Origin of the sequence: Streptomyces sp. Sge12, assembly GCF_002080455.1 — a bacterium.
In the GTDB taxonomy this organism is placed as follows: domain Bacteria; phylum Actinomycetota; class Actinomycetes; order Streptomycetales; family Streptomycetaceae; genus Streptomyces.
Window position 1 is genome coordinate 1316641 of the sequence record NZ_CP020555.1, and the last position, 20490, is coordinate 1337130.

Consider the following 20490-nt stretch of genomic DNA (forward strand, 5'->3'; position numbering starts at 1 on the left):
CCGAGCGATGAGGAACCCGATGCCGCGCAGCGGGCGCAGGCCGGCCGTGCCGCGCCCGCTGGCCCTCGCCGCCCTTCCGGCGGCGCTGCTGGCGCTGATCTGCGCGGGGCCCGCGCCCGGGGCCACCGCCCCGGGCGCGGGGTCGCCCGCACGTGCCGGCGTAACGACGGACGCGCGCCCCGCCGTACGGGCCCTCGTGCCCGGGGGTGCGTCCCGGAGCCCCGGTCGGGCCCGTGCCTTCGACCTCGCACCCGCCCGGGCCGCCCTGGAGCGGCTCCTCCCGCGCCACGGGGGGCAGTTCACCCTGGTGCCCGACACCGGCACCACCGCCGGCGCCGACACCTTCACCGTGTCCGGGACCGCCGGCGCGATCACCGTGCGCGGCAGCACCGGCGCCACCCTGCTCACCGGGGTCGGCTGGTACCTCCAGCACGTCGCCGGGGTCGACATCGGCTGGCCCGGCGACAGCCTCGGCATGCTGCCCGCCCGGCTGCCCGCGGTACCCGCGCCGGTCACCCGCAGCGCACAGGTGCCCCACCGGTACGCGCTGAACGACACCGACGACGGGTACTCCGGCCCGTACCGCTCCTTCGAGGAGCACCAGCGGCAGATCGACCTGCTCGCCCTGCACGGCATCAACGAGGTGTTCGTGCAGGTGGGCGCCGAGTACCCGTACTACCGGGCGCTCCAGGGGTTCGGCTACTCCGCCGAGGAGCTGCGGCAGTGGATCCCGGGCCCCGCCCACCAGAGCTGGTGGCTGCTCCAGAACCTGAGCGGTTTCGGCGGCCCGGTCACCGAGCGCCTGATGCGCGAGCGCGCCGAGCTGGGCGGACGGATCGCCGAGCAGCTGCGCGGGCTCGGCATGACCCCGGTGCTGCCCGGCTACTTCGGGACCGTGCCGCCCGGATTCGCGGCGCGCAACCCGGGGTCGGCCACGGTGCCGCAGGGCGACTGGGCGGGGTTCGACCGCCCGGACTGGCTGGACCCCGCCTCGCCCGCCTTCGGGAAGCTGGCCGCCGCGTACTACGCCGAGCAGCGCGAGGTGTTCGGGGACAGCACGATGTACCGGATGAGCCCGCTGCACGAGGGCGGTCGGACCGGCTCCGTCGACGTCGGCGCCGCCGCGGGCGCCATCCAGGGCGCGCTGCACGCCGCGCACCCCGGAGCGCTGTGGGCGGTGCTGGGCTGGCAGGACGACCCCACCGCCGAGCTGCTGGCCGGGGTGGACACCTCGAAGCTGCTGATCCTCGACGGGCTCTCCGACCGGTACAACCGGCTGGACCGCGAGACCCGTTGGGGCGGGACCCCGTACGCGATGGGCACCATCTACAACTTCGGCGGGCACACCACGGTCGGCGCGAACAGCTCCGTGTGGATCGAGCGGTTCGGGCCCTGGCGGGACAAGGCCGGCAGCGCGCTCGCCGGGATCGCCTACCTGCCGGAGGCCACGGGCACCAACCCGGCCGCCTTCGACCTCTTCACCGACCTGGCCTGGGAGCACGGGCCGATCGACCAGCGCGCGTGGTTCGCCGACTTCGCGGCCCGCCGATACGGCCGTCCCGACGCCGAGGCCGCCGCGGCCTGGGAGGAGCTCCGCACGGGGCCGTACAGCACCTCCTCGGGTCTGTGGTCGGAGTCGCAGGACAGCCTGTTCACCGCCCGGCCGGGCCTGACCGCGGCCGGCGCGGCGTACTGGAGCCCGAAGTCCATGCGCTACCAGGCCGGTTCGGTGCGCCGGGCCCTGGACCACCTGCTGAAGGTGGATCCGGCGCTGCGCGCCTCCAGCGCCTACCGCTTCGACCTGGTGGACACCGCCCGGCAGGCCCTCGCCAACCACTCGCGGGTACTGCTGCCGAAGATCAAGGCGGCCTACGAGGCCAAGGACCTGACCCGCTTCCGCGCCCTGACGGCCGAATGGCAGGACGGCATGCGGAAGCTGGACGCGGTCACCGGGTCCGACCCGGCCTTCCTCCTCGGCAACTGGCTCTCCGGGGCCCGCTCGTGGGGCGGCGACCGGGCCGAGCAGGACCGGTACGAGTACGACGCCCGCTCGCTCCTGAGCGTGTGGGGACGCCGCAGCACCAGCGAGGCCGGTTTCCTGCACGACTACGCGAACCGCGAATGGAGCGGCCTGATCTCGGAGTTGTACGCCCCGCGGTGGGAACGGTACTTCGCCTCGCTGGACGAGGCGCTGGTCCGCGGGACGGCGCCGCGGGAGATCGACTGGCACGCCTTCGAGGCGGAGTGGGCGGGACGCACCACCCGCCATCCGAGCCGGCCGGCCGGTGACCCGTACCGGCTGGCCGAGGCGATCGCGCGGGCCCTGCCGTCGGCGGCCGCCACCCGCTGACCACCGCCGCGGGCCCGGCCGGGCATCCGGCCGGGCCCGCGGCGGTGCGCCGTGGCCCTCGGCGCACCGCCGCGGGCCACCGCCCCGCCCGTGCCCGTGCGGCGGCCCGGGTGGCCCCGGCGGCCCCCGGACCGAGGGCGGTGATCGAGACGGCCGGACTCGCGGCCGGGGTCCGCGCCGGCAGCTCCCGCGGGGCGGAACGCCGGAAGCGCAGCCCGCATGCCGCGTTGCGCCGCCCGAGCGATCCCGATCGCCGGCCGGCTCACGGCGACCCGTGGGTGATCACGGGCCGGTAGCGCGCGGCGCCGTCATCGCTGCCCCGCGCCCCACCGCCGCCCCGGTCCGTCCACCGACGGCGGCACGGCGTCGCCGCCGGAGCTCCCCGGCGCGGCACACTGGCGGTGTGGAGGCAGACCCGAGCCGTTCCGCACGGCCGCGGCGCGTGATGGGCGCCGTCAGCGGGATCGTCGCGGCCGTCGCCGGGCTCGCGGTCGCGCAGCTGGCCGCGGCGGCCGGCCGGCCCGAGGCCTCGCCGGTCACGGCCGTCGGCGGGGCCGTCGTCGACCTGACGCCGGTGGCCGTCCGGGAATGGGCCATCAGGCTGTTCGGCACCTCCGACAAGCTGGTGCTGGGCCTCGGCATCCTCGCCGCCGTGGCCGCATGCGCCATCGGCACCGGGCTGCTCGCCGTACGCCACCTGCCGGCCGCGATCGCCGTCACGGGCGGTCTCGGGCTGGTGGGGGCGCTGGCCGCGCTCAGCCGGCCGGATGCGTCCTGGCAGGATGCGCTGCCCTCACTGGTGGGCGCGGCGGTCTCGGCCGGGGCGCTGTACCTGCTGGTCACGGCCGGGCAGCGGTCCCGCCCGGCCGTGACCTCGCAAGGCAGGGCCTCACCGGGCGGGACCACGCCGGGCGGGGCCCCGGAGATGGACCGGCGCGGCTTCGGCCGGCTGGTGGTCGCCTTCCTGGCGGTGTCGGCCGGGGTGGGACTCGGCGCGCGGCGCCTCGGCGCGCACGGCAGCGCCGACGCCACCGCTTCCCGGGCCCGCTTCGTGCTCCCCCGGCCCACCGTGCCCGCGCCGCCGGTGCCCGCCGGGGCGGACCTGAAGGTTCCCGGGCTCGGCCCCTTCCTCACCCCGAACCAGGACTTCTACCGGGTGGACACGGCGCTGGTCGTCCCGCGCGTGGACGCGGACACCTGGCGGCTGCGCATCCACGGGGAGGGGGTGGCCCGGCCCCTGACCCTCGATCTTCGGGAGCTGCTCGCCCGCCCGGTGGTCGAGCACGACATCACCCTGACCTGTGTGTCCAACGAGGTCGGCGGCCCGTACGCGGGCAACGCCCGCTGGCTCGGTGTCCGCCTCGGGGACCTGCTCCGCGAGGCCGGGGTGCGGCCGCCGTCCCGGGGCGGTCCGGCCGACCAGCTGGTGGCGCGTTCGGTGGACGGCATGACCATCGGGACGCCGGTGGAGGCCGTGATGGACGGCCGGGCGGCGCTCCTGGCCGTCGGCATGAACGGCCGGCCGCTGCCCTTCGCCCACGGCTTCCCCGTCCGGATGGTCGTACCGGGCCTGTACGGGTACGTCTCCGCCTGCAAGTGGCTCACCGAGCTGCGGCTGACCACCTTCGCCGCCTACGACGCCTATTGGGTGCGCCGGTCCTGGGCGCAGCAGGCCGTGATCAAGACGCAGGCGCGCATCGACACCCCCCGCCCGTACGCCGGCCTGTCCCCGGGCCGGGTGGCGGTCGCCGGGGTGGCGTGGGCCCAGCACCGCGGGATCGAACGGGTCGAGGTACGGGTGGACGGAGGCGCCTGGCAGGAGGCCCGGCTCGGGGCCTCCGACGGTGTCGACACGTGGCGCCAGTGGGTCTGGCCGTGGGAGGCCGCCCCCGGACCGCACACCCTGGAGGTCCGCGCGACGGACGGCACGGGCGCCCTCCAGACGGGAACCCGCACCGGCACCGTCCCGGACGGCGCGACGGGCTGGCACACGGTGAACGTGAACGTGCGGGCGCTAGGCGGTGGCCCGCCGGCCGGGGCGGACCGGCAGTGACCGGACGTTGTTGCTGAGGAAGCTGCGCTGGTACGGGAGATCGTTCTCCGGTACCGCGAGGTCGAGGTCGGGGAAGCGGGTGAAGAGCCGCTCCAGGGCGATCGTGGCCTCCAGCCGGGCGAGCGGGGCCCCGGTGCAGTAGTGGGCGCCGTGGCCGAAGGAGAGGCTGCGCGCGGCGGTGGGGCGGGTGATGTCGAAGCGGTCGGCGTCCGGACCGTGGAAGGCCTCGTCGCGGCCGGCCGCGCTGTAGCCGGCGAGCACCGGGGTGCCCTGCGGGATCAGGGACCCGTCGACGGTCAGGTCGCGGGTGGGGTAGCGGAAGGGGAACCAGCTGACGGGGGTGTCCCAGCGCAGGGTCTCGTCCACCACGTCCGACCAGGTGGACTTGCCGTCCAGGACCAGGGCGAGCTGGTCGCGGTGGGCGCACAGCGCGCGGACGGCGTTGACCACGAGGTTGAGGGTGGTCTCGTGGCCCGCGACGAGCATCAGCCGCATGGTGCCGACGAGTTCGGCCTGGGTGAGCCGGTCCCCGCCGTCCTCGCGGGCGGCTATCAGGGCGCTGGTGAGGTCCTCGCCCGGGTTCGCGGCGCGGGCGGCAGCGATCGCGGCGGTCAGGGCCATGAGCTCCTGGAGGGCGGCCGTCTTCTCGGCCGGGGTGATGTCGGTGGCGACGACCACCGTGTTGGCCAGTTCGTGCAGTCGGCCCCGGTGTTCGGGGTCCACGCCGAGCAGCTCGCAGATCACGTTCATCGGGAGCGGGAGGGCGAAGTGCGCGTACAGGTCGGCGACTCCGTCCGGGGATCCGGCGGCGGCCCGCCCGAGGTCGTCGAGCAGCTCGGCGGTGAGCTCCTCGACGCGCGGCCGCAGCCGCTCCACCTGGCGGATCGTGAACGCCTTTCCGACCAGGGCGCGCAGCCGGCGGTGGTCGGCGCCGTCGGCGGTGTGCATGCCCACGGCGTTGGCGAAGACGCGCAGCGGCCAGTCGGCCGGGATGGTGCCGTCGTCCAGGGCCGGGAAGTGCCGGGGGCCCTTGGCCACGTCGGGGTGGGCGAGGAACTCCCGCAGCGCGTCGTGCCCGAGGACGACCGCCCCGGGCACCCCGCCGGGGAGCACGACCTGGGCCACCGGGCCTTGCTCGGCGCGCAGCCTGGCGTTGAGGGCGTGCGGGCAGCCACCGGCGGGGTCGATCACGTGCGGCGTGCCCGAGCCCTGCGGGACGGGTGGGATGGGGGACGACAAGCCGGTTCTCCTGACCTGAGGACGACGGAACTCGGTCAACAGTGCGGCCTCGGGGGCGGGTTGGACAACCCCGTCCCGGTCCCGCCTCAGAACCAGTTGAGGGTCAGGGTGAAGCTGGTGCCGGCGGTGGCTCCGGTGGCATCGGATGCGGTGGCGGTGACCTGGAACGCGCCGCTGCCCCAGGGCTTGCCGCTGATCCGTCCGGAGGCGCTGTCGAGGGTGAGGCCCCAGGGCAGGCCGGTGGCGGCGTACCGGACGGGGGGCTTCCCGCCGGTGGTGGTGAGCTGGACGGTGCAGGACTGGTTGAACCTGCACGTCTGCGGACCGGGGTCGGTGAACTTCAGACCGCCGGGGGTCGGTGTAGGGGTCGGGGTCGGGGTCGGCGTGGGGGTGGGGGTGGGGGTGGGCGTCGGTGTGCTGTCGCAGCCCGGGGTGGCCTCCGGCGGCAGTGGGACCCGCCAGATCTGCGGGTCGTTCTCCGAGCCGACGAGCAGGTTCGCGCAGTCGGCGTACGTCAGCGTCTCCCCCTGCGACTGGGCCGGGAGGGCCACGTCCGCGAGCTTGACGCCGGAGGTGTCATAGACGGAGGCGGTGTTGGCGCCCAGCGGCCCGCCGCTGCGCAGGGCGTACGAGGCACCCGAGGGCGAGAACGCGCCGTCGGTGGCGAACACGGGACCGGGACGGACCGCGGTGAGGGTGTTGACCTGCCCGGTCACCGGCGGTAGCGGGGCCTGGTACAGCCGGCCGGCGGCCCCGATGAGCTTGCTGGCGACGTAGAGCCGGCCGCTCACGGGGTCGGCGAGCAGGGACTCGGCGTCGTGCCTGCCGTCGGCGTAGGAGAAGCGGTAGGTCACGGGGGTGACCGTGGCGTCGGTGAGCCGGTCGGGCTCGGCGAAGCGGTGCACGGTGATCTCCGCGCGTCCGCCGAGGTTGTCCCCGATGTCGCCGACCAGGATCGCCGGGCCGCCGGCCGCGTCCTTGCCGAGCGCCAGGCCTTCCCAGTCGGTGTTGCCCACGCCGGAGACGGTGAGGGTGGCCAGGAGCCGGCCGGTGGGGCCGTTGCAGTCGACGGCGAAGACCTGGTTGGTGTTGCCGCTGTCGTTGACGGCGTAGAAGACCCCGGGGTGCTTGCGGCTCATGGCGAGGCCGCTGAACTCGGCGAGGCCGCCGGGCAGGGTGCACCGCTTCTCCGGCGCCTGGGCCCCGGCGGCGGCCGGCGGGACGGCGAAGGCCCCGGGGACGGCGGTGGAGGCGGTGGCAGTGGAGGCGGTGGCACTGGCGGTGGCGGTGGCCAGCCAGGCCGACGCGGTCAGGATCGTCGCGAGGGCCGCGGTCGCGAGGGCGGCGGCCCGTGGAGGTGTCAGGAGACGGGACATGCCCACAATCTGAGGGGACATCAATCGGTGTGCCAGAGGCAATCCCCTCCCGTTCGAGCATCGTTCAATGCCGCGCGGGCATGTCCGGTCAGCGCACCGGCTCCCGGACCGGTGCCTTGTGCCCGGCCTGCGCGATGAACGCCCGGGCCGCCCGGCTGAGCGGCCGCCGGGCGTGGGCTATGCCCACCGGACGCAGCAGCGGAGGGGTGAAGGAGCGGATCTCGGCCCGGCTCCCGAAGGCTCTCGACACCACGTCCCGGTACCAGATGAGGGAGCCGCGGCCGTCCGTCACTCCCGTCACCCAGGCCAGGCGTTCGTCGACCTCCAGGGTGGGGACGGGCCGTACTCCGAGGCAGCTGAACATGGCCTCCATCTCGGTGCGCCGGCCCGTCCCCGGGGTGGGCAGCACCATCGGCAGCCCGTCGAGCATGCGCAGGGGCATCGGGTGCGGCAGCCGGGAGCCCGGGGGCGAGATGAGCACCACCTCGCGTTCCTGGATGAAGTGTGTGGAGAGCTCCTTGTCGACGGGCAGGTCGACCAGGGCCAGCTCCGAGCGCCCCCGGTTCACCTCCTCGACCAGCGCCTCCCTGCTGCCGTGCTGCTGGAGCCGGACGTCGACGGTCGGGTGCCGTCCGGTGAAGGCGGCGATGAGGTCGGCGGCCAGGTCAAGGGCCAGGGTGGGCGTGGTGGCGAGGGTCAGGACGGCCCGGGTGTCCCCGCCGTGCGGGGTCCCGATGTCGTCGATGGCCTCCACCGCGTTGAGCACGGTGCGGGCCAGTCGGACGACCCGGGCCCCCTCCGGCGTGAGGTCCACCCCCCTTCCCCGGCGGGCCAGGAGTTCGACGCCGAGATCGCGCTCCATGGCCTGAACTGCCCTGGACAGCGCGGACTGGGCGACGAAGACCGAAGCTGCGGCTCCGGTGATGGACCGGCAGTCGGCGACGGCGACGAGGTAGCGGAGCTGGGCGAGGGTGGGGGTCATGACCGGACGGTAACCGCGTGAGGCTGTACCTGTAAGGGCCCGTCGGGTGAACAACTGCCCGAGTCCCGGATGGCGGGCATGCCCGGTCGGCGAGTGGGCATGCCCGTGCGGCATGCCCACGGGGGGCGCGGTACGCCGGCCCGCGCGGCGGGGTCGGTCCGGCCCGGCGGAGAACACCGCAGGCCACCGGCTCGGCCGGGGGGTGTCGAGGGCCCGCCCGGGTGGGATTTCGGGTGGCACGTGTAGGCCGCGGGTGCGAAGCACCGTATTCCGCATGGCTGTTGACAGTGCACGGCGGTCACCGCACGATGCAACGCGGCATTGCGGGTGTTTGACCACGGTTCAAGCCCGCCGTACCCGCGGTGGGTGCCCCGGCCGGTGCGCGCGACCACCGCACTCCCCCTTCTCCCGCCCTGCCCCGCACCGCCGTTGCACGGCTCGTCGGCTCGTCGGCTCGTCGGTTCGCCCGCTCGTCGTTCGCCCGCCCGCCTGCTCGTCCGTTCTTTCGTCCTGCACTCCGCCATGTCACACAGCATTGGAAGAGGAGCGCCCGTGACCCCCCACCCGCAGCCCGCCGTCACCCGTGACCTGGTCGTCGCGGTCAGCCCCTTCGAGGAGCCCCATCCGGCCGTCGTGACCGCCGCCGAGCGCGCCGGGGCCCTCGGACTGCTCGACCTCGGCCGGGACCCCGGCGCGGCACGGCGTGCCTTCGCGGAACTGGGCAGAAGGCTCGGCAGTGCCCGGTACGGGGTGCGGGTGCCCGTCGGCTGCCCGCTCGGACCCGCGGAACTCCCCGCCGCGGTGGACACCGTGCTGCTCGCCGACCCCGCCGCGCACGCCCCCGAGCAGGTGGCCGCCTGGGCCGCGGCGGCCGGGCGGCCCCGGGTGTGGGCCGAGGTCACCTGTGCGGCCGAGGCCCGGAGCGCCGTGGCCGCCGGGGCGGGAGCGCTCGTCGCCAAGGGCCACGAGGCGGGCGGCCGGGTCGGGTCGGCCACCACCTTCGTCCTGCTCCAGCAGCTCCTCGGCGACCCCGGGATCCGGGTACCCGTACGGGCCTGCGGCGGGATCGGGCCGCACACGGCGGCCGCGGCCGTCGCGGGCGGCGCCGCCGGGGTGCTGCTCGACGTACAACTGGCCCTGACGGCCGAGGGCGAGGCCGAGCTGCCGGAGGAAGTCACCGACGCACTGCGGTCGATGGACGGCTCCGAGACCCGGCTGGCCGACGGGCACCGGGTGTTCGCCAGGCCCGACCTGACCCCGCCCGAGGGGCCCGTACCCGCCCTGCTCGGCGCCCGGGACCTCCGGACGCAGCTGCTGCCCGTCGGGCAGGACGGGGCCTCGGCGGCCCGCCTGGCCGCGCGCTACCGGACCACGGGCGGAGTCCTCCAGGCCGTACGGGCGGCCATGGCCGGGCACCTGGAGGCTGCCGTACGGGCCCGGCCTCTCGGGCAGCCGCTCCCCGTCGCCCAGGGCCCCATGACGCGGGTGAGCGACCAGGCGGCCTTCGCCGCGGCGGTGGCCGCCGCGGGCGGGGTGCCGTACCTCGCGCTCGCGGTGATGGAGGGCCCCGACGTACGCCGGCTGCTGGCGGAGACGGCCGAGCGGCTCGGGGACCTCCCCTGGGGCGTGGGCCTGCTCGGCTTCGCCCCGCCCGAGCTGCGCCGGGAACAACTGGCGGCCGTGACCGGGGCCCGTCCGCCCCACGCGATCATCGCCGGCGGCACCCCGGCGCAGGCGGCCCCTCTGGAGGCGGCCGGGATCCGGACCCACCTGCACGTACCCTCCCCGGGCCTGCTGGAGCGCTACCTCGCCGAGGGGGCCCGGCGGTTCGTCTTCGAGGGGCTGGAATGCGGTGGACACGTCGGGCCGCGCGCCTCCTTCCCGCTGTGGGAGGAGCAGATCGAGCGGCTGCTGGCCTGCCCCGAACCGGAGGCCCTGGACGTGCTGTTCGCGGGCGGGATCCACGACGAACGGTCCGCCGCGATGGCGGTGGCGGCCGCGGCCCCGCTCGCCGCCCGGGGCGCACGGATCGGGGTGCTGATGGGCACCGCCTACCTGTTCACCGAGGAGGCCGTGGCGGCGGGCGCGATCCGGCCGGGCTTCCAGCGCGCGGCGGTGGAGTGCGCGGACACCGTCCTGCTGCGCACCGCGCCCGGCCACGCCACCCGGTGCGCGGCCACCCCGTACGCCGGGACCTTCGAGGCGACCCGTCTCCGGCTCGTGGACAGCGGGATCGAGCCGCGCACCATGTGGGAGGAGCTGGAGCGGCTGAACCTGGGGCGGCTGCGGATCGCCAGCAAGGGCATGCGCCGCAACCCCGACGGGAGCGGCCTCGAACCGGTCACCGAGGAACAGCAGCACAGCGACGGGCTGTTCATGCTGGGCCAGGCCGCCACCCTGCGCACGGGAACCACCACGATCGCGGCGCTGCACGCGCAGGTCACCGACGGGGCCACCGCCCTGCTGGAGCGGCGGGCCCGCGAACTCGCCGCCGTCGCGCCGTCGGCGGAGCCCCCGCAGGCCGCCGACCCCCTCGACATCGCGATCGTCGGCATGGCCTGCGCCTATCCGGGCGCCCCCGACCTGGCCGCCTACTGGGCGATGGTCCTCGCCGGCACCGACGCGGTCACCGAAGTGCCGGCCGAGCGCTGGGACCCGGCGCTCTACTACGACGCCGACCCGGCCCGGGCCGGCGAGCGCACCCCCTCCCGCTGGGGCGGCTTCCTCGGCCCGGTGCCCTTCGACGCCCTCGCGCACGGCATCCCGCCCGCCTCGCTCGCCGGGATCGAGCCGGTGCAACTGCTGGCCCTGGAGATCTCGGCCCGCGCCCTCGGGGACGCGGGCTACGGCAAGGAACGCGCCTTCGACCGCTCCAGGACCTCGGTGGTCTTCGGCGCTGAGGCCGGTACGGAACTGGCGGGCGCCTACGGGCTCCGCGCCCTGCACCCCGCCTACCTGGGCGAACTCCCGGCCGAGTTGGACGAGCAGCTGCCCCGGCTCACCGAGGACTCCTTCCCCGGGATCCTCGCGAACGTCATCGCCGGGCGGGTCGCGAACCGCCTCGACCTCGGTGGCGCGAACTGCACGGTCGACGCCGCCTGCGCCTCCTCGCTCGCCGCACTGGACCTCGCCTGCCGCCAACTGCGCGACCACGACAGCGACATGGTGCTGTGCGGCGGCGCCGATGTGCACAACGGCATCAACGACTACCTGATGTTCGCCTCCGTCCGGGCCCTGTCACCCGGCGGCCGCTGCCGCCCCTTCGACGCCGCCGCCGACGGGATCGCGCTCGGCGAGGGCGTGGGCGCGCTCGTCCTGAAGCGGCTCGCGGACGCGGAGCGCGACGGAGACCGCGTGTACGCCGTGATCAAGGCGGTGGGCGCCGCGAGCGACGGCCGGTCCCTCGGCCTGACCGCGCCCCGGCCGGAAGGACAGCGGCGGGCGCTGGAACGGGCCTACGCACGGGCCGGGATCACGGCCGGCGAGGTGGGCCTGATCGAGGCGCACGGCACCGGAACCGTCGTCGGGGACAGCACCGAACTCTCCGTGCTGAGCGCACTGTTCACCGCGTCCGGGGCCGAACCGGGGTCCTGCGCCCTGGGCTCCGTGAAATCGCAGCTCGGGCACACCAAGTGCGCGGCCGGACTGGCCGGGCTGATCAAGGCCGCCCGGGCGGTGCACACGGGCGTGCGGCCGCCGACCCTGCACATCGACACGCCCAATCCGGCCTGGCGGGCGGAGAGCAGCCCGTTCTCCTTCGACCGCGAGGCCCGGCCCTGGGCGGTGCCCGTGGAGCGGCGGATCGCCGGGGTGAGCGCCTTCGGCTTCGGCGGCACCAACTACCACGCGGTGCTGGCCGGTCACGGCGGCTCGGCGGAGCCCCGGCACGCGGTGGAGGAGTGGCCGGCCGAGCTGTTCTGCTTCCGCGGCGAGGACCGGCGGGCCGTGACCCGGGCGATGGCCCGGCTGGCGGCGCGGCTGGAGGAGAACGACGCGGCCGGGCGCCCCTGGGCGCTGCGGGACCTCGCGGCGGAGACCGCCTCCGGCGGGAGCGGCCCGGTGACGGTGGCGGTGGTGGCGGCCGATCACGACGAACTGGCGGCCCGCCTGGAGCAGGCCCGTACCTTCACCCCGGCCGCGGGGGTCCACGTACGGGAGGAGGCGGCGGAGCCGGGCACGGTGGCCTTCGTCTTCCCCGGGCAGGGCAGCCAACGCCCGCGCATGCTCGCCGACCTCTTCACGTCCTTCCCCGCCCTGCGCGCCCTCCTGGACTCGGCCCCGGCCCGGGTGGTGTCCGCGATGTTCCCGCCGGCGGCGTTCACCGCCGGGGAGCGCACGGCGCAGCGGGCGGCCGTCACCGACACGCGCGTGGCACAGCCAGCCCTCGGCCTCGCCGGGGCGGCGGCGCACCTGCTGCTCGGCGAACTCGGCGTACGCCCGGACTGCGTGGCCGGGCACTCCTACGGGGAGCTCACGGCGCTGTGGGCGGCAGGGGCCTACGACACGGAGAGCCTGCTGCGGCTGAGCGCCCGCCGGGCCGAGGCGATCATGACGGCCGCAGGCGCCGACCCGGGGGCGATGGCCGCCGTGTCGGCCGCGCCCGAGGAGGTGCGGGAGATCGCCGCCCGTACCGGCTGCGTGGTGGCGAACCACAACGCCCCCCGGCAGTGCGTGATCTCGGGCCCGACGCAGTCCGTGTCCACGGCGGTGACCGCCCTGCGCGAGGCAGGCCTCACGGCCGAACCCCTCCCCGTGGCCTGTGCCTTCCACAGCGAGGTGGTGGCAGGGGCAGCCGCATCCCTCGGCACCGAACTGGCAGCGACCCGCATGGCGGCGCCCCACACCCCGGTCTGGTCGAACACCACGGCCGACCGGTACCCGGCGACACCCGAAGCGGTACGAGGCCTTGCCGCGCGCCAGGTCGCGGAACCGGTCCGGTTCGTCGAGCAGGTGGAGGCCATGTACGCGTCCGGTGTTCGGACGTTCGTGGAGACGGGCCCCGGCCGGGTCCTGTCCGGCCTGATCGGCCGCATCCTGCACGGCCGACCGCACACGGTGGTCCCGCTGGACGTGCCGGGCGAGCACGGCCTGGCCAGGCTGGTCACGGCGGTGGCCGAACTCATGGCGGCGGGTGTTCCGGTGGCGCCGCAGGCCCTCTTCCGCGGCCGCACCTCCCGCCTCCCGGACCGCGCCCCGCGGCGCCCCGGCTGGCTGGTCGACGGCCACCTGGTCCGCACCGCGGACGGCACCCCCGTCCCGGGCGGCCTCCGCCCGCCGCAACGGGTGCGCGCCGTGGCGCCGGCCGCGGCGACGGGCTCGGGACCCGCGACGGACGGGCCCCCCGACCGCCGCGAGGAGGCGGTACTGGAATACCTGCGCAGCACGCGCGAACTGGTCGAGGCCCAACGGGACGTGCTGCTCGGCTACCTGGGCGCCGCGCCGGCGGGCCCCCTCGGCCGGGCGGCCGGAGCCGGCCGCGGTTCCGACGGGGTCGGGAGTGTGTCGGGGCGATCCCCGCAGGGCGCCGAACGCACTGCCGCCGCGCCCTCCGACCCCTGGCCACGTTCGGCGTCCGAGGAGACGTCCCGGCGCGCGCCCGGCCCCGGCGGAACCGCCCCCACCGGCCCCGTACCCACCGCACCCGCACCCCCGGGCCCCCGCACCGCCGAGGAGGTCATGGACCTCGTCCTGGAGATCGTCCACACCCGGACCGGATACCCCCGTGACATGCTCGACCCCGAGCTGGACCTGGAGGCGGACCTCTCCATCGACTCCATCAAGCGGGTGGAGATCATCGGCGCACTCGCCGACCGGATCGGCCTCCCCCAGGACCCGGGCGGCACCACCGAGTCCGCCGTCGAGGAACTGTCCCGGATCAAGACCCTGCGCGGCATCGTCGACTGGGTCACCTCCCGCACCCCCGCCGCACCGACCGCACCCGCCGCACCCGCCGCACCCGGCAAGGAGCCCGACCCCGCCCCCACCGCCCGGCCCCTGACGCCCCCGGTGATCCCGGTGACCCCGGTGACCCCGGTGACCCGGCTGCGGGTGGACCTCGTGCCCGTACCGCCGGCCGACGCCGCCCCCGAGACCCTGCGCGGCCTGCGGATCGGCCTCGTCGAGGACGGCCAGGGCATCGCCCCCGCCCTCGCGGCGGCCCTGGAGGACCTCGACGCCGAGCCGGTACTCCTCCCCGCGGCCGAGCCCGGCTTCGACGGCCTCGTCGACCTCTCCGCGCTGCGGACCACCGCCGGCCCCGTACTGCCCGACGCCTTCCCGGGGCTGCGGCGGGCCCTGACGTCCGGAACCCCGCGGCTGCTGCTCGTCACCGGGCCCGGCACCTCCGGCGCCGGTCTGCACGGCTTCGCCCGCAGCGCGGCCCTCGAATTCCCCGGCGTCCTGGTCCGGGCGGTGGGCATCCACCCCAAGGAGGACCCGGAACGCATCGCGGCCCAACTGGCCGCGGAACTGGGCAGCGGCGCCGACGGAAGGGGCACCGAGGGCAGCGGCACCGACGGAGGCGCCGGCAGCGCCTCCGTCGGGTACACCGCCGAAGGCACCCGGGTGGCCCGCCTCCCGGTCCCCGCCCCCCTGCCGACCACCCCCGGCGGCGGCCCCCCGCTCCTGGACCGGAACGCGGTGGTCCTGCTCACCGGCGGCGCCCGCGGCATCACCGCCCGCACCGCGCTCGCCCTGGCCCGCGCCACCGGATGCCACGTGGAACTGATCGGCCGCACACCCGAACCGGGTGCCGCAGCCGACGAGTTCGGCCAGGCCCGGGACCGGGTCGCGCTGCGCGCCGCGCTGATCGCCGCGGGGCTGCGTACGCCCGCGGAGATCGAGGCCGCTGCCTCGCGGATCCTCGCCGAGCGCGAGGTACGGGCGACCCTCGGCGCCCTCGACGCGGCGGCCGCCTCCGTCCGCTACCACTGCGCGGACGTCACCGACGAGCAGGCCGTACGGGCCGTCGTGGCCGGCGTACGGGAGCGGCACGGCCGCCTCGACGGCATCGTGCACGGCGCCGGGGTGCTGCGGGACGGGCTGCTGCGGGACAAGCAACCGGCCGACTTCACCGCGGTGTTCACCACCAAGGTCGCCGGAGCCCGGCACCTGGCCGCCGCGGCCGCCGAGCACGGGTCCTGGCCCGCGCCCCGGTTCCTGGCACTGTTCGGCAGCGTCGCCGGGGTGTACGGCAACCGGGGCCAGTGCGACTACGCCGCGGCCAACGACGCCCTCGACGGCCTCGCGCACACCTGGGCGGAGTCCTTCCCGGGCCGGGTCCTGTCCGTCGACTGGGGACCGTGGGCGGCACAGGCGGGCGGGATGGTCACCCCCGAGCTGGAGCGTGCGTACGCCCGGCGCGGGATCCCGCTGATCGCTCCGGATGCGGGGACCGCCGCGTTCCTGGACGAACTGGCGCACGGGAGTGACGTCCAGGTGGTCCTGATGGCGGAGGGGGGCCTGGGCGATGCGTGACGCACGGCGCAGCGGCCCCCGGCCGACCGATGCCGCGATCGTCGGGATGGGCGCGGTGTTCCCCGGGGCCGCCGATCTGGCCGCGTACCGGCGCAACCTCCTGGCCGGTACGGACTCCATCGGCGAGGTCCCGCCGGGACGTTGGGATCCGGAGGTGTACTACGACCCGCAGGGCGCGACGGGACCGGTGGCGGGCGACCGGTTCTACTGCCGGCGCGGCGGCTTCGTGGACGGTCTCGCCGCCTTCGACCCGACCCGGTTCGGGATCATGCCGGCCGCCGTAGAGGGGGCGGAACCGGATCAGATGCTGGCCCTGCACGCGACGGCCGAGGCCATCGCCGACGCGGGCGGCGAGGCCCGGCTGCCCGCCGACCGGTCGCGGATCGGGGTGGTGCTGGGGCGCGGCGGGTTCATGGGCGTGGCGACGGCGCGGCTCGACCAACGGGTCCGCACGGCCCATCAGTTGGCGCAGACGCTGCGCGAGTTGGCGCCGGAGCTGGGCGAGCGGCGGATCGCGGAGGTGCGCTCCGCGTTCCAGGACGCGCTGGGTCCGGAGCGGCCGGACGCGTCGATCGGGCTGGTTCCCAGCTTCACGGCGGCCCGGACCGCGAACCGGCTGGACTTCCGCGGCCCGGCCTACACCCTGGACGCGGCCTGCGCCTCCTCCCTGCTGGCCGTGGACCAGGCGGTGGGGCTGCTGGCCGCCGGGCGCTGCGACGCGGTCGTCGCGGGCGCGGTCCACCACTGCCACATCGCGACGCTGTGGAGCGTGTTCACGCAGCTGCGGGCGCTCAGTCCGAGCGAGCAGATCCGTCCCTTCGACCGCAGGGCCGACGGGACCCTGCTGTCGGAGGGCACCGGGGTGGTGCTGCTGAAGCGGCTGGCGGACGCACAGCGCGACGGCGACCGCGTGTACGCGGTGATCCGCGGGACGGGCGTGGCCGGCGACGGCCGCGCGGCGAGCCTGATGAGCCCGCTGGTGGCGGGCCAGGTGCAGGCGCTGGAGCGGGCCTGGCGGGAGGCCGGACTGGATCCGCGGGAGCCGGGGGCGCTCGGCCTGCTGGAGGCGCACGGCACGGGCACCCCGGTGGGGGACGCGGCCGAACTGGACACCCTGGCCCAGGTGTTCGGGCCGCCCGGGGCGGGGGGCGCAGGCCTGATCGGCTTCGGCTCGGTGAAGTCGATGCTCGGGCACACCATGCAGGCCTCGGGCATGGCCGGGCTGATCAAGGCGGCGCTCGCGGTGTACGAGGGGGTGCTGCCACCGACGCTGCACCTGGAGGAGCCGCACGCAGACCTGGCCCGGACCCGGATGCGGCCGGTGAGTGCGGTGGAGCCGTGGGAGCGCGGGCCGCAGCCGCGCCGGGCCGGGGTCAACGCCTTCGGCTTCGGTGGGATCAACGCGCATGTGGTGCTGGAGGAGGCTCCGACGGCCCCGCACCCGACCCCCACCACCCGACCCGCCCCGGTCCCCGGCGCCGGGCGGGTGGCTCCGGTGCGCCGTTTCCTGCCGCTGGGGGAGGCGGCCGCGCCGGTGGGTCCCGCCGCAGGGGGCGACGTACTCCTGATCGGTGCGGACACTCCGGCGCAGCTCGCGACGCGGCTGGCGGTCGCCGCCCCGGTGTCCGGGGGCGACGGACCCTGCCGGGTCGCGGTGGTCGGGCCCACGCCCCAACGGCTCGCGCTGGCCGCGAAGGTGGTGGCGCGCGGCCGGCCGTGGCGGGGGCGCGGGGACGTGTGGTTCACCCCGGAGCCGCTGGGCGGCCGGGTGGCGTTCCTGTTCCCGGGCCTGGAGCCGGAGTTCGCGCCCGTGGTGGACGACGTGGCCGACCGGCTCGCGCTGACGGCGCCCCGGCTCACCCGCGGCGCATCGCTCGTGGAACGGGCCCTCGACGCGATCGCGACGGGCCGCTTCTTCGCCCGCGCGCTGCCCGAACTGGGCATCGAGGCCCATGTGCTGGCCGGCCACAGCCTGGGCGAGTGGGCGGCGATGGTGGCCGCGGGCATGTACCCGCAGGAGGCGGCCGACACCTTCCTCGGTTCCCTGCATCCGGGTGACCTGCGGGTCCCGGACCTCGTTTACGCGGCACTGGGTTGTGGCGCGCCGCGGGCGCAGGCCGCCCTCCACGGCCTGGAGCGGGTGGTGGTCAGCCACGACAACTGCCCTCACCAGTCGGTGATCTGCGGCGATCCGGAGCAGGTGGGCACGGTCGTGGCGCGGTTGCGCGCCGACGGGGTACTCGGTCAGGAGCTGCCGTTCCGCTCGGGCTTCCACACCCCGATGTGGGAGCCGTACCTCGGGCAGGTCCGCGCCGCCTTCGACCGGCTGCCGCTGAGGCCCGGCTCCCTCCCGGTGTGGTCGGCCACCACGTGCGCGCCGTTCCCGGACGCGCCGCGGGACGTACGGGACCTGGTCGTCCGGCACCTGCTGGAGCCGGTCCGCTTCCGCGAGCTGACGCTGCGGCTGTACGAGGAGGAGGGCGTGCGCTGCTTCGTCACGCTGGGCCCGGGCAGCCTGCCGGGCTTCGTCGAGGACAGCCTGCGCGAGCGTCCCCACCTCTCGGTGTCGACGTCCTCCCCGCGGCTGCCGGGCCTCGCGGCGCTCGGCCGCACCTGCGCCGCGCTCTGGGCCGAGGGGTACGCGCCGCGGTGGGACCTGCTGGCGGCCGGGGCCCACGCCCCGTCCGCGGCCGCGGCCGAAGCGGAAGCGGAAGCGGAAGCGGAAGCGGAAGCGGAAGCGGAAGCGGCGGGGGCGCAGGAGCCCGCACCGCGTCCGGCGCCCGCCCCCGGCCGTGGCGTGCCGCTCGACCTCGGGTCCCCGCTCGTCCGGCTCGGCGAGCCGGCCCGGGCGGCCTTGGCGGGCCTGCTCGGACCTGCCCCGGCGCCGCGACCGAAGCCTGCGTCCGCGGCACCGGGCGGCCCCCGACCGGTGCTGCTGTCCGCCCTGGACGCGGTGCTGGCCGACACCGGGGCGGCCGCCACGGCCGTCGCCGAGGCCTGGTCGACGGGCATCCCACAAGGCCCGAAGACACCGCCACCGGCGGATCCGGTCCCGGTCCCGGCAGCGTCCCCCGCACCCGGGCACCACACCCTGCGGCTGTCCCTGGCCGCGCTCCCCTACGTACGGGACCACTGCGTGTACCTCCAGCCCGACGGCTGGCCGGAGGACTCCGACCGGTTCCCCGTCGTACCCATGACCACCATGCTGGAGCTGGCCGCCGACGCCGCCCGGCGGCACGCCCCGCCCGGCCTCGCCGTCATCGGCTACGAGGACGTACGGGCCCTGCGGTGGCTCGCCGTCGAACCGGCCGTCGACGTCGAGGTCACCGTCCGCGGTGACGGCCCCGGCCGGCTGCGGGTCGGACTCGGCGCGTACGCCTCGGTGGTCGTGCTGCTCGGCGAGCGGTACGGGACGCCGCCCGCGCGCGACGACACCCCCCTGCGCGAGCCCGGTCCGGCCCCGGTCAGCGCGGCGGCCCTCTACCGGGACCGGTGGATGTTCCACGGCCCGCGCTTCGCCGGGGTGCACGAGGTGCGGTCGGTCGGCGCGGACGGCATCCACGGGGTCCTGCGGGCGCTGCCCGACCCGGGCGCGCTGCTCGACGCCGCCGGGCAGCTCTTCGGGCACTGGATGCAGCTGCGCCTGCCCGTCGACCGGCTGGTGTTCCCCGCCACCGTGGACCGCATCCGCTTCTACGGGCCCCCGCCCGCCGCGCGGGAGCTGGTGACCGCGACGGCCCGGATCCGCGCGGTGCAGGACGTGACCGTGCGCGGCGACATCGAGCTGCGCGGGGCGGGCGGCGGGGTGTGGGCCCGGATCGAGGGGTGGACGTACCGCCGGTTCGGCGCCGACGAGCGGGTCTGGCCCATGAAGTTCACCCCGGAGGTGTGCGGCATCGGCGAACCCCGGCCCGAGGGCTGGTGCCTGGCCCGGCGCCGCTGGAACGATCCGGCCTCGCAGGAGCTGGTGATGCGCCGCTACCTCGGCGCCGCCGAGCGGGCGGCCTACGAGCGGCTGGCGCCGCGCGCCCGGGGCCCCTGGCTCCTGGGCAGGATCGCGGCCAAGGACGCGCTGCGGCAGCTGCTGTGGGACGGCGGGGCCGGCCCGGTGTTCCCCGTGGAGGTGCCGATCGGCAACGATCCGGCCGGGCGGCCGCTGGCCGAGTCCCCGGCGACGCGCGGGTTCCGGCTGTCGATCGCGCACAAGGAGCGGATCGCGGTGGCCCTCGCCCATCCGGCCCGGCCGGTCGGGATCGATGTGGAGCGGGTGATCGCCGACCCGGACGCGCTGGTCCGGATCGCCCTCGGGCCGGCCGAACTGCGCCTCGCCGAGGGGCTGGCCGCCCACGCGGGCACCGGCCTGCCCGCCGCCCTCACCGCCCTGTGGTGTGCCAAGGAGGCGGCGGCCAAGGCGGCCGGGGGCGGGCTCGGCGGCCGGCCGCGGGACTGGCGGGTGGCCGGGGACCCGGATTCCGGCGCCCTGCGGGTGACCTCCCCCGACGGTGACCCGTACCCGGTCCGCACCGCACCGCTCACCGGCAGCACGCTCGCCGGCGGCACGTTCGCCGGGACCACGTTCGCCGACGGCACGACCGCCGCCGACTCGGCGCCCGACCACGTCGTCGCCTGGACCGCTCACCCGGCGGCGCCCGACTCCTCCCCCGTCCCCTTCCCCCTCACGGAGGCCCGTCATGGCAACTGACATCCTCGCCGAGATCACCGGCATGCTCGTGGAGATCGTCGGCGACGAGTACCTGCTCGCGGAGGAGGTCACGATGAGGACGACCTTCAACGAGGATCTCGCCCTGGAGAGCATCGAGTTCGTCGCCCTCGCCGAACTGCTCCACCACCGCTACGGCGCCGAGGTCGACCTGATGGGCTTCCTGGCCGAGAAGGACATGGACGCCATCCTGGCCATGTCGGTGGGCGAACTCGTCACCCACATCGGCCGGATCACGCACACCTCGCTGGCCCGGGCCGCGGCGGGGACCTCCCCCGCGTCGGCCGGCTGAGC

Annotated in this window: 8 protein-coding genes; 5 read left to right on the forward strand and 3 right to left on the reverse strand. The window is 76.2% G+C overall.

Going from position 1 to position 20490, the window contains the following annotated elements:
- The first annotated feature begins 19 nt into the window (after nt 1–19).
- Entirely contained in the window at nt 20–2350 is a 2331-nt protein-coding gene (locus tag B6R96_RS05975) for an alpha-N-acetylglucosaminidase (RefSeq protein ID WP_081521856.1), read from the forward strand.
- 445 nt (nt 2351–2795) lie between these two features.
- Complete coding sequence (locus B6R96_RS05980; protein ID WP_081524999.1) at nt 2796–4403, forward strand: molybdopterin-dependent oxidoreductase; 1608 nt, start codon at nt 2796–2798, stop codon at nt 4401–4403.
- Here B6R96_RS05980 and B6R96_RS05985 read toward each other — a convergent pair.
- From B6R96_RS05985 to B6R96_RS05995, 3 genes are all read right to left on the reverse strand, one after another.
- Entirely contained in the window at nt 4365–5642 is a 1278-nt protein-coding gene (locus B6R96_RS05985) for a cytochrome P450 family protein (protein WP_081521857.1), read from the reverse strand. The genes B6R96_RS05980 and B6R96_RS05985 overlap by 39 nt on opposite strands.
- Before the next feature lie 86 nt (nt 5643–5728).
- Nucleotides 5729–7018 (reverse strand): Ig domain-containing protein, encoded by a 1290-nt coding sequence (locus B6R96_RS05990; protein ID WP_159396290.1) that lies wholly within the window; start codon nt 7016–7018, stop codon nt 5729–5731.
- Nucleotides 7019–7106: 88 nt separating this feature from the next.
- Complete coding sequence (locus B6R96_RS05995; protein WP_030389954.1) at nt 7107–8000, reverse strand: LysR family transcriptional regulator; 894 nt, start codon at nt 7998–8000, stop codon at nt 7107–7109.
- 552 nt (nt 8001–8552) lie between these two features.
- Between B6R96_RS05995 and B6R96_RS06000 the strand changes: the two genes are divergently transcribed.
- Genes B6R96_RS06000 through B6R96_RS06010 form a run of 3 tightly spaced genes read left to right on the forward strand, consistent with a single transcriptional unit; the run spans nt 8553 to nt 20488 of the window.
- The gene (locus B6R96_RS06000) at nt 8553–15476 is read left to right on the forward strand and encodes a type I polyketide synthase (RefSeq protein ID WP_237291345.1); all 6924 of its coding nucleotides are present in this window, start codon (nt 8553–8555) and stop codon (nt 15474–15476) included.
- A complete protein-coding gene (locus tag B6R96_RS06005; RefSeq protein ID WP_081521861.1) occupies nt 15469–20178 on the forward strand; it encodes a type I polyketide synthase in 4710 nt (1569 codons plus the stop codon). The genes B6R96_RS06000 and B6R96_RS06005 overlap by 8 nt, the downstream gene beginning before the upstream one ends.
- Nucleotides 20168–20488 (forward strand): hypothetical protein, encoded by a 321-nt coding sequence (locus B6R96_RS06010; RefSeq protein ID WP_037861623.1) that lies wholly within the window; start codon nt 20168–20170, stop codon nt 20486–20488. Before B6R96_RS06005 ends, B6R96_RS06010 begins: the two co-directional genes overlap by 11 nt.
- The last annotated feature ends 2 nt before the right edge of the window (nt 20489–20490 follow it).

Coding starts and splice junctions, on each gene's coding strand:
- B6R96_RS05975 (WP_081521856.1), top strand. CDS start 20: ATGCCGCGCAGCGGGCGCAGGCCGGCCGTGCCGCGCCCGCTGGCCCTC.
- B6R96_RS05980 (WP_081524999.1), top strand. CDS start 2,796: ATGGGCGCCGTCAGCGGGATCGTCGCGGCCGTCGCCGGGCTCGCGGTC.
- B6R96_RS05990 (WP_159396290.1), bottom strand. CDS start 7,018: ATGTCCCGTCTCCTGACACCTCCACGGGCCGCCGCCCTCGCGACCGCG.
- B6R96_RS05995 (WP_030389954.1), bottom strand. CDS start 8,000: ATGACCCCCACCCTCGCCCAGCTCCGCTACCTCGTCGCCGTCGCCGAC.
- B6R96_RS06005 (WP_081521861.1), top strand. CDS start 15,469: ATGCGTGACGCACGGCGCAGCGGCCCCCGGCCGACCGATGCCGCGATC.
- B6R96_RS06010 (WP_037861623.1), top strand. CDS start 20,168: ATGGCAACTGACATCCTCGCCGAGATCACCGGCATGCTCGTGGAGATC.